The sequence below is a fragment of the Burkholderia sp. APQ4-4ca genome, assembly GCF_057837105.1.
This window is the reverse complement of the sequence record NZ_JBYQCG010000233.1, coordinates 12,878-26,714: the sequence shown is the minus strand read 5'-3', so window position 1 is coordinate 26,714 and position 13,837 is coordinate 12,878. Positions and strand designations below refer to the sequence as shown.

The following is a 13,837-nucleotide window of genomic DNA, read 5'->3' as shown; positions in this document are numbered from 1 at the left end:
TGCCGAACGCGAGCGTGTCCTTCCCGCGGCGGATCCACAGCACGCTGTTGACCTTCTCCGGCAGTTCCGTCGCGATCGGCACGATGATCAGCGACAGCAGCAGCGCCGACACGCCGAGCACGTGCGACACGCCTTCGACGCCGTGACTGAAGCCCTTCGCGCCGCCGACCAGCAGCGCGACGCCGATCAGCAGTTGCAGCACGATCGTCGCCAGGTTGGTCGGCAGGCCGACGCGCGACAGGAACATCGCGTGCGGTGCCTCGGTGCCGTGCCCGGCATCGACGAGCCCGGTCGACGCGCGGAACGTCATCACGACGTACATCACGTAGAGGCCGACCAGCATCGCGGCGAGCAGCGCGCGCACGGCCCAGTTGTGATGCGGGACGAACATCGCGACGGTCGCCAGCGAGAACGCGGCGAGGAAGGTGTTCACGTCGCGCACGAAGCCCGTGCGTTCGGGCGCGATCGTGCCGCGCAGCCCGCGCGAGCGCATCACGGCGAGCGTCATCAGGAACGTGGTGAGTGTCGCGAGCATCAGCGGCGCGCCGAGAATCGCGCCGACGCCGATTTCCTCGTTCACGGCGTGGTTCGATGTGCCGCCGGCCAGCGCGAGCAGCGGCACCATCGTTTCGGGCAGCGCGGTGCCGACCGCCGCGAACAGCGAGCCGGTCACGCCCTCGGAAATCTTCAGGTGTTCGCCGAGATGTTCGAGCGCGTTGGTGAAGACTTCGGCGGCGACGAGGATCACGATCAGCATGAACGCCAGTTCGACGAACATGAAGGTCATGCGGCACCTCCGCGGGCAGCGATGGCGTGGGGCAGGTGAGCAGGGAAGAACATGGGGACTCCGTGGTCGGACGCTGACGAACCATGACACATCCGCCGCCGTCCGACCAGGAACGACGCGATGTGCCGATGGTCTCGCCAGGCCGATCAGGCTGAACGCGCCACGGCCGCAGGCCGAGTATGTTGACGCGTTCGCTTTCCGGGGACGGAAAGCAGGCTACTCCCCAAAGACGAAAAGCAGTCTAGCCGAGCGGTTTTTGTTCGACAAGCCTGCGTCCCGAAAAATATACCCCTCCACCCTATAGGGGCAGCATTTCGGAGATATACTCCCCTCCCCTATACAGGAGCCATCGATGAGTCATACCGTCCGCGAGAAACAGAAGCTGCTGAACCGCGTGCGCCGTATCAAGGGACAGGTCGAAGCGATCGAGCGCGCGCTGGAGGAAGAGCGCGGCTGCAACGACGTGCTGCAACGGATCACGAGCTGCCGCGGCGCGATGAACGGGCTGCTGGCCGTCGTGCTGGAAGACCACATCCGGTCGCATCTCGTCGATGCGGATACACCCGACGCACACGAGGGCAGCGCAACCGAGCAGCTCATCGACGTCGTGCACAGCTATTTCAAGTAACCGGGCAGGAACATGAACGAATTCGACCGCACGCCGGCCGGCGGTGTGCACGGCCACGCGTTTCTGGGCGCCGCACATGCGCGGAACGAGCGGAAGACGTGGATGGTCATCGGCCTGTGCACGGCGATGATGATCGCCGAGATCGTCGGCGGCACGCTGTTCGGCTCGCTCGCGCTGGTCGCCGACGGGCTGCACATGTCGACGCACGCGGGCGCGATGCTGATCGCGGCGCTGGCCTATACCTATGCGCGCCGGCACGCCGACGATCCGCGCTTCGTGTTCGGCACCGGCAAGCTCGGCGACCTGGCCGGCTTCACGAGCGCGATCGTGCTCGCGATGATGGCGCTGCTGATCGGCTACGAGGCGATCGCGCGCCTGCTGGCGCCGGTGCCGATCCACTTCGACGAAGCGATTCCGATCGCCGTGCTGGGGCTTGCCGTGAACCTCGCCAGCGTGTGGCTGCTGAGCGGCGATCACCATCACGGGCATGGCCATCATCATGCGCACGACCACGACCACGACCACGACCACGACCACGACCACGACCACGACCACGATCATGATCACGACGGCGCACACCACGATCACGGTTCGCACTCGGCCGCGCATCGCGACCACAACATCCGCTCGGCTTACGTTCACGTGATCGCCGACGCGGCCGTGTCGGTGCTGGCGATCGTCGGCCTGTTGCTCGCGCGCGCGTTCGGCTGGGTCTGGATGGACCCGCTCGCGGGCATCGTCGGCGCGCTGGTGATCGCCAACTGGGCGTACGGACTGATGCGCGATACGGGCGGAATCCTGCTCGACGTCAACGTCGACCGCAAGCTGACGGACAACGTGCGCCGTGCGATCGAGGCGCTCGGCGACACGGTCAACGACCTTCATGTATGGCGCGTGGGGCCCGGGCACATGAGCGCGATCGTGTCGGTCGAATCGGGCGATGCCGCGCGCGACGCGCGTTTCTACCATGCGCTGCTCGCGCGCTTCGACGGCATGTCGCACGTGACGGTCGAAGTGATGACGCCTGCGAAGGCGGCCTGATCGTGGCCGTGAAATCGCCATGTATCGAACTGTGCACGTTCGACGGCCGCACGGGCTTGTGTGTCGGCTGCCTGCGCACGCGCGACGAGGCGCGCGGCTGGAAGAAGCTGACCGATCATCGCCGGCACCAGATTCTGAACGACCGTACGCGCCGGCAGGCGAAGCTGCGGCGCGACGCGGCGCAATAGCAAGCATGCACACGTTCCCGCAGCCCGCGATCAGGGTCGCGGGCGTGCGGTAGCATCACAGGCATTCGGCATCACGATTCCTGAATCGGGAGCGATCCATGCAGACCGACGCGTCGACCGGCATTCTTCGGCAGATTCCGCGCAGCGTGTGGGTGCTCGGCTGTGTCAGCCTGCTGATGGACGTGTCGTCCGAAATCATCCACAGCCTGTTGCCGATGTTCCTGATGGCCGGCCTTGGTGCGAGCGCGACGACGATCGGCGTGATCGAAGGGATCGCCGAGGCGACGTCGCCGGTCGTCAAGGTGTTCTCCGGCACGCTGAGCGACTACCTGCGCAATCGAAAATGGCTCGCGGTCGCCGGCTATGCGCTCGGCGCGCTCAGCAAGCCGCTGTTCGCGATCGCGCCGACGATCGGCGTCGTGGTGACCGCGCGGATCGTCGACCGTGTCGGCAAGGGGATTCGCGGCGCGCCGCGCGATGCGCTCGTCGCCGACGTCACGCCCGTTCACCTGCGCGGCGCCGCTTACGGGTTGCGCCAGTCGCTCGACACGGTGGGCGCGTTCCTCGGGCCGCTGCTGGCCGTCGTCATCATGCTGGTGTGGCGCGACGATTTCCGCCTCGCGTTCTGGCTGGCCGTGATTCCGGGTGTGCTGGCCGTGGTACTGCTCGCGTTCGGCATCGACGAACCGGCGCGCGCGCCGCGCGAGAAGCCCGTGAATCCGATCCGCCGCGCGGTCGTCGCGCAACTCGGCGCCCGTTACTGGTGGGTCGTCGCCGTCGGCGGCGTGTTCGCGCTGGCGCGTTTCAGCGAGGCGTTCCTGGTGTTGCGCGCGATGGGCAGCGGCGTGCCCGTCGCGCTCGTGCCGCTCGTGATGGTCGCGATGAACGTCGTGTACGCGTTGTCCGCTTACCCGTTCGGCAAGCTCGCCGATACGACGGGCCACACGAAACTCATGGTGGTCGGGCTCGTGCTGCTGATCGCCGCCGATATCGTGCTGGCGCACGGCGCGCACTGGCCGACCGTGCTCGTCGGCGTCGCGCTGTGGGGACTCCATATGGGGATGACGCAAGGGCTGCTCGCGACGATGGTCGCGCAGGCCGCGCCGGCCGAACTGAGGGGCACGGCGTTCGGCGTGTTCAACCTGGTCAGCGGCATCGTGACGCTCGTATCGAGCGTCGTCGCGGGCGTGCTGTGGGATCGGGCAGGCGCCGCGGCCACGTTCTACGCGGGGGCCGTATTCAGCGCGGCGACCATCGTGCTGCTCGTGTGCGTTCGCCCGTCTTTCGACGCCGGGCGGGATCGTTAGCGCCGAATGCGCGCGGCGGATGGTCTGGCTATCGGTGCGCGCGAGAAACGCATGTTCTCGAACATCCGCTGCAGTCGTTTGCAGTCCCCGATGTTCGATTCGGTCGGCGCTTCGTATTCCTCGGCCGTGCTCGTGTCGAGCGCGTTGCCGGGAACGGGCTAGCGCGGCGCATTTTCCTCGGAAGGTTCGCTGCCGTGTCGAGACTTGGCCATACGGCGCAGGGCGATCGCGGCGTGATGACGGCAATTACATCGGCCTGTCTGATTATTACCAAAAACTGTCATTGAGCGCCGCTAAGCTTTCGCCACCCTCACAACCGGGATTCCCGCCATGCGTTCGACAATCCGCCTGTTTGCCCCGCTATTGCTGCTCCCGACGCTCGCCGCGCCGGTATTCGCCGCCACCGCCGCGCCCGTCAGCCCGAGCTGCGGCGGCAGCACGACGCCGATCGCCGATATCCAGGGGCCGGGCGCACCGTCGCCGCTCGCCGGTCAGAACGCGTCGATCGAAGCCGTCGTCACCGCGGATTTCGGTGGCACGGACGGCTTCGGCGGCTTCTTCGTCCAGCAGGCCGACGCGCAGCGCCGCAATCAGCCGGGCGTGTCCGAGGGCCTGTTCGTCTATGCGCCGAAGGTGCGTGCGAAAGCCGGCGATCTCGTGCACGTGACGGGCAAGGTCGAGGAGAAATACGGACAGACGCAGCTCACGCTGTCGGGCGCGATCGCGGTGTGCGCGAACGGCCAGACGGTCACGCCCGCGACGCTCACGCTGCCGGTCGACAGCCCGAACGCGTTCGCCGCGTACGAAGGGATGTTGGTGCGCCTGCCGCAGACGCTGAGCGTCACCGACAACTACGAACTCGGCCGCTATGGCAGCGTGATGCTCAGCAACGGCCGGCTGCGTACGCCGACGAGCGTCGTGCCGCCCGCACAGGCCCAGACGCGGATCGATGCGAACGCACGCAACCGCCTCATCCTCGACGACGGCTCGAACAAGCAGAACCCCGCGACCGTGCCGTATCCGGCGCCGGGCCTGTCGGCTGCGAACACGCTGCGCGCCGGCTACACGGTGCGCGACGTCGAAGGCGTGCTCGAAGTCCGTTACGGCGCATGGCGCGTGCAGCCGCTGCCCGGCGCGGCCGTGCCGGCGTTCGACAAGCGCGAGAATCCGCGCACGAACGCACCGGCGCGCGATCCGAAATCGAACCTGCGCGTCGCGTCGTTCAACGTGCTCAACTACTTCAATGGCAACGGTCTCGGCGGCGGCTTCGACGATCCGAGCAATCGCGGCGCGAAGACGTTCCAGGAATTCCAGCGCCAGGAAGCGAAGATCGTCAGCGCGCTGAAGGCGATCGATGCCGACGTGATCGGCCTGATGGAAATCCAGAACAACGGCTACGGCGAATTGAGCGCGGTGCGCCAGCTCGCGGCGAAGCTCGGCAGTCAGTGGCGCGTGGTCGATCCGGGCACGTCGCGGCTCGGCGGCGACGCGATCGCGGTCGCGATGATCTACGACAGTCGCAAGGTCGAGCCGGTCGGCCGCGCGGCGACGCTCGCGATCGACGACAAGAACCGCCAGCCGCTCGCGCAGTCGTTCCGGCTGGTCGGCGGCAACAAGCAGGCGCTGACGGTGGCCGTGAACCACCTGAAGTCGAAGAACTGCCCGGATGCCGCGAACGACGATCTCGACCAGGGCGACGGCCAGGGCTGCTGGAACCCGACGCGCACGCGCGCGGCGGCGAAGGTCGCCGACTGGCTGGCCGGCAACCCGACGGGCGTCAAGAGCCAGGGCGTGCTGCTGATCGGCGACTTCAACAGCTACACGTACGAAGACCCGATCCGCACGCTCGAATCGCGCGGCTACCGCAATCTCGTCGCGCGCTGGATCGGTGCGAACGCGTACAGCTACGTGTACAACGGCGAAGCCGGCTATCTCGACCACGCGCTCGCGACGCTGCCGCTCGCGTCGCACGTGAAGGCCGTGCACGAATGGCACATCAACGCGGACGAGCCGCTCGCGCTGCAGTACACGCTCGCGTACAAGTCGGCCGAGCAGCAGAAGACGTTCTATGCGGCCGACGCGTATCGTTCGTCGGATCACGATCCGGTGCTGATCGATATCGCGCTGCCGGGCGGCGGGAAGTAATCGTGGTTTGAGTTTTTGCGGCGGGCGCGCTGGCCGGCAATACCGGACCTCGCGCCTGTCCCGAAAGCCGTTCGAATACCGGGTAAATAATTCCGCGAATAATTAATCGAGCCGGTATTTTATGGATGATGCGCTGCACATCGGCACTTCGCTTGAAAAGCGATCGAGGTGGAAGGAATCATCGAATTGCATGTGCATGCTGCGGCATTCGCTTTAATCGGCCAGTGATAATAAAATTGAAAGAATAACTCTATCGTTTTGAAGGTTTTCGATTTTGCTGCGCCAAGATGCTACGCCGAGACGGGGAAGGCTTCTGCATTTCGCGTGAAAAGTAAAATATTATGCGTAGCATTGCCGCCAAAACGCGCCGTGCACGAATAATCCCGTTTTCTTTCAAATTCCACACACTGTCTGCCCTTCGCATCATTGCGGGATTTTTAATATCCGAATGATCTTTGACAACGCGGCGCAGCACCGCCTATTTTTGTCATGTCGTAAATTTCGGTAATACAAAAGTTGACCAAACTGCAGGGGGCGCGTCCGAGCACCATTCTCGCCAGCAGTTTGCTGTGTCTGTATCAAGTTCAGTCTCTGAGAAGTCCGATTCCCAACCGCCGACTGCCGACCGTGCAATGCGAGTGGCGGGGTAGGCCTGCGCGTGTCGCAGGCGTTGGCGGCCTTTGTGATGCGGTATCCGAAGCCAAAGGAAAGAGATGAAACCAGACAGGAGCAGTACCGGCAGCCGCCGTGTTCGTCGCGGCCGGCTGGCCGGGCTAGGCGCATTGACCGCCATGACACTGGCGCTCGCGGCATGTGGCGGCGACGATTCGTCGTCCGTCGGCGCGTCGAGCCTCGCGCAGGCCACCGCGAGCCAGCAGGCCAGCGCGCAGGCGGCCGGCACGCAGGCGCTCGCCGCCAACCAGCCGTACGTCGACCCGGTCGCATACTCGATGAACGCGACCGACGGCCTTGCGCCGTCGCAGGTATCCGAGAAGGCGGCCGTCATGCATTACCAGTGGAAGGGCGGCGGCAGGACGATCGACTACACGACGACCACCGGCCATCTGACCGCGCAGGACGCGAACGGCAATCCGGAAGCATCGATGTCGTATGTCGCGTACACCGCGCCGAGCACGAACGGCAAGCCGCGCCCGGTCACGTTCGTCTATAACGGCGGCCCCGGTTCGTCGTCGATCTGGCTGCGGCTCGGCTCGTTCGCGCCGACCCGCGTGGCCACGCCCGATCCGCTGTTCGGCAACAACTGGCCGAACTATCCGCTCGTCGACAACGCGGACAGCCTGATCGACACCACCGACCTCGTGTTCATCGACCCGCCCGGCACCGGGCTGTCGGAAGCCGTGTTGCCGAACACCAACCAGAAGTACTGGGGTTCCGACGTGGACGTGAACATCATGCGCGACTTCATCCAGCGCTACCTGAACGTCAACAGCCGCGGCACGTCGCCGATCTACCTGTACGGCGAATCGTACGGCACGCCGCGTACCGACATGCTCGCGCTCGCGCTCGAATCGGCCGGCGTGCACCTGACGGGCATCGTGCTGCAGTCGTCGATCCTGAACTACTTCGCGGACGCGGTGGAAGCGGTGGCGATCACGCAGTCGACCGAAGGGTTATTGCTCGACACCGATACGGTGGCCGGCTATCTGCCCGGCTATGCGGCGGTCGCGGCGTACTTCAACCAGGTGTCGCCGGCGCCGGTGAACCAGGATCTGTACGCACTGCAGACGGAACTGTTCACGACGCTGATCTACAACCAGTTGCAGAAGTACTCGCAGTCGTGGGTGTTGAGCCAGCTCGGCATTCCGGATGCGCTCGGCACGCCGGTGTTCCCGAGCGATGCGACGCTCAGGCTGTGGTCGATTCCGTCGAGCCTCACGCAGCAGGCGCTGCGCGGCTATTTCAACGCGAATCCGTTCGGCACGAGCCTGCTGCCCGGCACGACGATCGGCCGCTATGACGGGCGCGTGTCGCTGCCGAATTCGGACCCGCGGCTGCAGAACGACGGCGATCCGTCCGACATCCTGATCTCGCAGCCGTTCACGAACGCGCTCGCGACGCAGATGCCGGACTACCTCGGCTATACGGCCCCGAACGCGACCTACCTGCCGCTGAACGACGACATCATCGGCGTCTGGGACTTCTCGCACGACGGCCAGCCGATGCCGGACACGATCCCCGATCTGCTCGGTGCGCTGCAGCTCAACCCGAAGCTTCGCGTGCTCGCGGAGAACGGCTTCCACGATCTCGCGACGCCGTTCTTCAGCACCGAGAAGCAACTCGCTCGGCTGCAGACGGTGAAGGGCCTCAATCCGAAGCTGCAGGTGAACTTCTTCCAGGGCGGTCACATGATCTACCTGGACGACGTCGCCCGTCCGCAGATGAAGCGGGATTTGCAGACGTTCTACAAGGGCGCGCGGATTCCGACGGCGCTGACGCTGCACACGCTGCCGCCGCCGTGGCCGGATGAAAACCCGCCCAGCGTACCGACCGGCGGCGCCCCGGGCGCGACGGCCGCGACGACGCTGGCGGCGGCCCCTTGAGCGACGGACTCCTTATCGAAGGAACCCTCTATTCATCCATTGAATGCGAGCGATCATGTCCCTAATCCAATTGATGCGGCGTATGTCTCCGTTGATCGTGCTCGGTGCCGTGATGAGCAGTGCCTACGCGTTGCCGCCGCAGGCGGTGGCGCCCGTGAAGCTGCCGCACGGCGGGCGCGGTGTCGACGGTCCGTTCTTTCCGGCCACGCGGGCGGCGCCGGTGCTGCCGTCGACCGGCGCGGCGTTGCAGCAGCAGGCACAGCAGCGCGTCGACGCGCGGCTCGGCGGCAATACCGTGCTGAGCAACGGCGCGGCCGTGACGAAGGCGCAGGCGCAGAGCAGCGGGCTCGGCTTCGTGTCGAAGCATTTCGACGAGATCGATGCGAAACACACCGGCCGCGTGACGATGAGCGACGTGCGGCAGTTCATCCGGCAGCGGCAGGTGCAGGCGCAGCAGGAACAGCAGGACGAGTGACGTAGCGAGGCAGGGCGGCGGCCGGTGCGATGGAGATCGCACCGGCCGCCGCGCGTTTTTCATCCCGCATGCCGCGGGCATCGAGGGCGTCCTATTCCGTCTGTCGCTCGTCGCGTCCGGTTCGATCCGCGCGTCGGGGCGGGGCGATTCGGGTGCTGCCCGGCGTGCTCGCCGATATCGCGGCGCGCGACGACGACGCGACGTCCAGCTGGGTCGCGCTGCAACTGGCGTATCCGAAGTAGTACCCGTCGTGCAGGCTACGGCGCGATCACCGTCATCCTGAACGGCCCGCCATGTTCCGCCGCATGCGCGACCGCGTCGTTTGCGTCGTCGAGCGCGAAGACCGTCACGTCGAAATGCCCGAGGTCGAGCAGCCCGCCGCGCACGAGCCCCGTCATCAGCGTCACGGCTTTCGTCGGGTACATCCATTTGCCGCGCAGCGTGATGTCGTTGCGCATGATCCACGGATACGGTAGCTCGAGCCCGGCTCCACCGAGCATGCCGACGCCGCCCATCAGCACCACGCGTCCATAAGGACGCACGGCCATCACGGCGGCGCGCACCGTCGTCGCCGGCACCGACGGCGGCATCAGGTCGATCACGCAGTCGATCGGCCCCGGCGCCGCCTGCTGCATGCGGATGCGGTCCGCGGTTTCGTCGCCGGTCAGCGCGACCGTGCGCACGCGTTCGCCGAAGCGGCCTTCGAGATCCGCCAGCACGCGTGCATTGCGGCCGGGCGCGACCACGCATTGTGCGCCCATCGCCAACGCGACCGCGATGCAAGCGCTGCCGAAATTGCCGGTCGCGCCGCTGACGAGCAGGATTTCACCGGCGCGCAGGTCGGACGCAAGCAGGCCGCCGTACGGCACGAGCAGCGTATTGAGCGCGCACCAGCGCGCGGCGTCGGCCGGCGTTATCGCGCCGATCTGCACCGCGTTCTCGGTCGGCACGCGCAGCCGCTCGGCGAACGGGCCGTCGTGAAAGTAGCGTTGCAACTGCTTGCCGCCTTCGCCGCGCGCGCTCCAGCCCTGCAGCACGATGTCGGGCATCCGCGCATCGTCGCGCGAGCGTACGGTCGGGTCGCAGAACACCCAGTCGCCCGGCCGCAACCGCGTCGCGTCGGGGCCGGTTTGCCGGACCCGGCCGATCGCGCCGCAGCCGGGCACCATCGGCAGTTCGATCGGATAGCGGCGCTCGCCGCTGAACACTTCCCGCGCATAGGACAAGACCGGTGTCGCGACGACATCCACGATGACTTCGCCGGTGCCGAGCACGGGGTCCGGCATCGTTTCGATCGCGAGCGGCTGGCCGAGCGACTTCAGAATCGCAGCTTTCATGACGCTTCCTGAGGGTGGGGGACGCGCCGATTCTGGCAGGCTTAGAATTCGCAACAAGGCCCGGCGCGAGCCCAGGATTGGCCGGTACCACCCTGCATGGAGCGACCCCGATGACCGTCACCACGCGAACCCCGTTCGGCGATTTCCTGCGCTCGCGGCGCAAGAAGCTGCGCCCGGATGCCGTCGGCCTGCATGACGGCCCGCGCCGGCGCACGCCCGGCCTGCGGCGCGAGGAAGTCGCGGAACGGGCGGGCATCGGCGTCGACTGGTACGTGCGGCTTGAGCAGGGGCGCGACGTCAACCCGTCGGATGCGACGCTCGACGCGCTGGCGCGTGCGTTGCGGCTCGACAAGGCCGAAGCCGCGCATCTGCGCATGCTCGCGCGGCGCGATGCGTCACGTGCGTTCGTGCCGGAGCGCGTGCCGCCGACCATCGCGCGGCTCGTCGCGCATCTTCAGCAGCCTGCCTACGTGACCGGCCGGCGCTGGGACATCCTCGCGTGGAATGCCGCGGCGGCCGAGCTGCTCGGCTTCGATCGGCTGGCACCAGCCGATCGCAACATCCTCGTCTACATGTTCATCGAGCCGCATGCGCGTGCGCTGTTCGCCGCGGGCTGGGCCGACGAGGCGCGCCGGATGATCGCGCTGTTTCGCACGAACCACGATCTCTACGCGAACGATCCGGCGTTCGTCGAACTGGTCGCGCGCTTGCGCGTCGGCAGCGGCGAGTTCGCGCAATGGTGGGATGCGCACGACGTGCGCAGCGGCGTGTCGGGCGAGAAGGTGCTCGTGCATGCGCAACGTGGCATCCAGCGCTACGAGTACGCGACGTTCCAGGCGAACGACGATCCCGCGCTGAAGCTCGCGATCTATACGCCGGTGAGCGACGATGAACGGGCGTGATGCGGAAGTGACCGGCGCCACCTGCCGGCCACGCGGCGAAGCATCGGCTCCATGCGTGAGCGCAGGTGGTTGGGTGTAACGGCGGGGGGGAGGGTGGCTTATGCCGTGCGTCGCGCGGACAACCGATTCCACAGCATGCCGGAGCGGCTGCCGCTGCGGCAATACGCGAGCACCGGCTTCGGCAGCGTGTCGACCAGTGCGCCGAACGCATCGACTTCCGCGTCGCCGATGCGGTCGCGTTCGACCGGCAGGTAGCGCGCGTCCATGCCCAGTTCGCGCGCGGCAGCGGCGATCTCCTCGAACGCCGGCTGATCCGCGCCTTCGCCATCCGGCCGGTTGCAGATCACCGCACGGAAACCGGCATTGCGGATCGCCTTCAGGTCGGCCGGCGTGATCTGCCGCGACGCGGTGAAGCCGGTCGCGGCTGCCGCCCGACATTGCTCGATTGCACGCGCGAAACAGGCGATCGCGAAGTCGACGTCCTGTTCCGTCGTGAAACGCCCGAAACTGATGCGCACGGTGCGACCGGCCGCTTCCGCGTCGAGGCCGATCGCGGTCAGCACGTGGGACGGCGCGCCGCTGGTCGAATTGCATGCGGAGGTGGACGACACGGCGAGCGCTTCGCCGAGCATGAACGGGAAGAAGCCCGGCGCGTGCACCGTCAGGCTCAGCGTGTGCGGGATGCGGCGGGCCGCGGCCGCGTTCTGCGTGACGTCGCCGAGCGTGGACAGCGCTTCGGTGAGCCGCGCGCCGAGCGCCGCGATCCGTGCGGCTTCGCCGTCGAGTTTTTCGGCGGCGAGTTCGCACGCGATGCCCATGCCGACGATTTGATGCGTGGCGAGCGTGCCCGAACGCAGCCCGCGCTCGTGGCCGCCGCCGTGGATCTGCGGCGCGATCCGGCTCGCGATCTCGCGGCGGACGAACAGCGCGCCGATGCCTTTCGGGCCGTACACCTTGTGGGCGGACATCGACATCAGGTCGATGCCGAGCGCGCGCACGTCGATCGGCGTCTTGCCGAGCGCCTGCGCGGCGTCGACGTGGAGCAGCGCGCCGGCCGCGTGCACGATGCGGGCGATCGCGCCGATGTCGGTCAGCGTGCCGATCTCGTTGTTCACGAGCATCAGCGACACGAGGCCCGTGTCCGGGCCGATCGCAGCCGCCACCGCGTCGGCGGTGATTTCGCCGTGGGCGTCGGGCGTCAGGAAGGTGACCTGCATGCCATTCCTGGACAGGTTCGCCATTGTGTCGAGAATGGCCTTGTGCTCGAGGCGGCTCGTGATCAGGTGGCGCTTGCCGGTCGCGTTTTCCGCATAGCCCTTCAGCGCGAGATTGTTCGATTCGGTGGCGCCCGAGGTCCAGACGATCTCGTCGGCGTCCGCGCCGATGAGGGCGGCCACTTGCGCGCGGGCGTGCTCGACCTTGTCTTTCGCGAGCCGGCCTGCGGTGTGCGAGCTGGATGCGGGATTGCCGAAGATGCCGTCGAAGCCGAGACAGGCCGTCATCGCTTCGATCACGCGGGGATCGGCGGGGGTCGTGGCTGCGTAGTCGAGGTAGTGCAGCGGGGTGGGTTCGCTCATGTCCGTCTCTTGCTGATTGCGTAGTGACGGAAATGATACGGGGGACAGAAAGGAAAAAGGATCCAAAGTTGGTTGGGGATTCGGCTCGAAGTGGAATTACGTTTTCTTTGTGATGGGATTGGAGGAATTCATTTCTCCGTGGGTTCGCTGGCTGGAATCGTCGCGATTACGTCGCCGCATCGGGGCCGGGTTGGGTCGATAACCGGTGCGCATCCCGCACCCATGCCAGTAGCGCCTGCTCGTACCTCGACGGAATCGTGACCGTGAGCGTCGTGAGGCGGGCGGCGTTGCATGGCAGCTCGAGATAGCGTCGCCAGGCTTTTCGCACAAGTTGCGACATCGCGGAGTGCGTCATGCCGAGTTCGGCGGCCAGCGCCCGTTGTGATCGGCCCTTCACGAAAATCTCATGCAACGCCCACTGGTTCAGCGGCTTGATCCTCGTATCGTGCATCCGCAACAGCAGGAACTGTTGGGCGGTCATGCGTCGGGTCGTCGGCATTCAGATTCGCCCCGAATGTTGAAGCGACGAGATCAATTCCGCGCCGCACGAAGTCTTGTGGCCGTCGAACGCGGCGGGGCGGCCGTCGATGTCGAAGGCCGGGTCGCCTTCGGCAATCGTGCAGGCGCCATGAATCGGACACGAGCACGCGTCGCCGATACGAGCGACCGCGCGCCCCATCACCGTGCTTTTTCGGGCGCCGGATTCGACCCGGCCGCCGTGGGTGTGCGTATCTTCTACCCGGATAATTCCCCGCATGGGATTTCGTCCTCCAAATGGTTTGAGGTCTGACGCGGCGATCACGTTCGGATGAAGCAATCTGCTGCACCGGTGTGCATCACCATGAATAGCCTTGCATGCCGTAATTTGTATCGTGCCGACGCCCCCACC

13 protein-coding genes and 1 riboswitch are annotated in these 13,837 nt (G+C 66.4%); of the genes, 8 read left to right on the top strand and 5 right to left on the bottom strand.

The genetic code is table 11. The features are described from left to right. Positions 1-787, bottom strand: a 787-nt coding sequence (locus AC3IFE_RS28920; protein ID WP_489193558.1) for a sodium:calcium antiporter, incomplete at its 3' end; no start/stop codon positions are given. Positions 788-851: 64 nt separating this feature from the next. Further along, positions 852-1,024, bottom strand: a riboswitch (yybP-ykoY riboswitch). Between the two features lie 115 nt (positions 1,025-1,139). On the opposite strand from AC3IFE_RS28920, the gene AC3IFE_RS28915 reads away from it, so the two are divergent. The 7 genes from AC3IFE_RS28915 to AC3IFE_RS28885 all read left to right on the top strand — a co-directional run bounded on the left by AC3IFE_RS28915 (position 1,140) and on the right by AC3IFE_RS28885 (position 9,132). Further along, the gene (locus AC3IFE_RS28915; RefSeq protein WP_124654120.1) at positions 1,140-1,415 is read left to right on the top strand and encodes a metal/formaldehyde-sensitive transcriptional repressor; all 276 of its coding nucleotides are present in this window, start codon (positions 1,140-1,142) and stop codon (positions 1,413-1,415) included. A gap of 12 nt (positions 1,416-1,427) precedes the next feature. Next, positions 1,428-2,456 (top strand): CDF family Co(II)/Ni(II) efflux transporter DmeF, encoded by a 1,029-nt coding sequence (dmeF, locus tag AC3IFE_RS28910; protein ID WP_489193555.1) that lies wholly within the window; start codon positions 1,428-1,430, stop codon positions 2,454-2,456. A gap of 2 nt (positions 2,457-2,458) precedes the next feature. After that, the gene (locus AC3IFE_RS28905) at positions 2,459-2,644 is read left to right on the top strand and encodes a DUF1289 domain-containing protein (RefSeq protein ID WP_089469001.1); all 186 of its coding nucleotides are present in this window, start codon (positions 2,459-2,461) and stop codon (positions 2,642-2,644) included. A gap of 98 nt (positions 2,645-2,742) precedes the next feature. Beyond that, the gene (locus AC3IFE_RS28900; RefSeq protein ID WP_489193553.1) at positions 2,743-3,951 is read left to right on the top strand and encodes an MFS transporter; all 1,209 of its coding nucleotides are present in this window, start codon (positions 2,743-2,745) and stop codon (positions 3,949-3,951) included. A gap of 330 nt (positions 3,952-4,281) precedes the next feature. Next, the gene (locus tag AC3IFE_RS28895) at positions 4,282-6,096 is read left to right on the top strand and encodes an ExeM/NucH family extracellular endonuclease (RefSeq protein WP_489193551.1); all 1,815 of its coding nucleotides are present in this window, start codon (positions 4,282-4,284) and stop codon (positions 6,094-6,096) included. 713 nt (positions 6,097-6,809) lie between these two features. Beyond that, positions 6,810-8,657, top strand: coding sequence for a S10 family serine carboxypeptidase-like protein (locus AC3IFE_RS28890; RefSeq protein WP_489193549.1), 1,848 nt, complete (start codon positions 6,810-6,812; stop codon positions 8,655-8,657). Positions 8,658-8,739: 82 nt separating this feature from the next. Next, entirely contained in the window at positions 8,740-9,132 is a 393-nt protein-coding gene (locus AC3IFE_RS28885; RefSeq protein ID WP_227789689.1) for a 2-oxoglutarate dehydrogenase, read from the top strand. A gap of 257 nt (positions 9,133-9,389) precedes the next feature. Here AC3IFE_RS28885 and AC3IFE_RS28880 read toward each other — a convergent pair whose 3' ends face one another. Then, entirely contained in the window at positions 9,390-10,469 is a 1,080-nt protein-coding gene (locus AC3IFE_RS28880) for an alcohol dehydrogenase catalytic domain-containing protein (RefSeq protein ID WP_489193547.1), read from the bottom strand. A 110-nt stretch (positions 10,470-10,579) separates the two neighbouring features. On the opposite strand from AC3IFE_RS28880, the gene AC3IFE_RS28875 reads away from it, so the two are divergent. Beyond that, on the top strand, positions 10,580-11,371 hold the full coding sequence (locus AC3IFE_RS28875) for a helix-turn-helix transcriptional regulator (RefSeq protein WP_489193545.1): 792 nt from the start codon (positions 10,580-10,582) through the stop codon (positions 11,369-11,371). A gap of 98 nt (positions 11,372-11,469) precedes the next feature. Here the strand turns inward: AC3IFE_RS28875 and AC3IFE_RS28870 are convergent, their stop codons facing one another. From AC3IFE_RS28870 to AC3IFE_RS28860, 3 genes are all read right to left on the bottom strand, one after another. After that, positions 11,470-12,948, bottom strand: a complete 1,479-nt coding sequence (locus AC3IFE_RS28870) for an aminotransferase class V-fold PLP-dependent enzyme (RefSeq protein WP_489193543.1) — start codon at positions 12,946-12,948, stop codon at positions 11,470-11,472. 166 nt (positions 12,949-13,114) lie between these two features. Beyond that, on the bottom strand, positions 13,115-13,429 hold the full coding sequence (locus tag AC3IFE_RS28865; protein WP_089469421.1) for a TrfB-related DNA-binding protein: 315 nt from the start codon (positions 13,427-13,429) through the stop codon (positions 13,115-13,117). Between the two features lie 18 nt (positions 13,430-13,447). After that, complete coding sequence (locus AC3IFE_RS28860; protein WP_489193599.1) at positions 13,448-13,705, bottom strand: PAAR domain-containing protein; 258 nt, start codon at positions 13,703-13,705, stop codon at positions 13,448-13,450. Between the last annotated feature and the right edge of the window lie 132 nt (positions 13,706-13,837).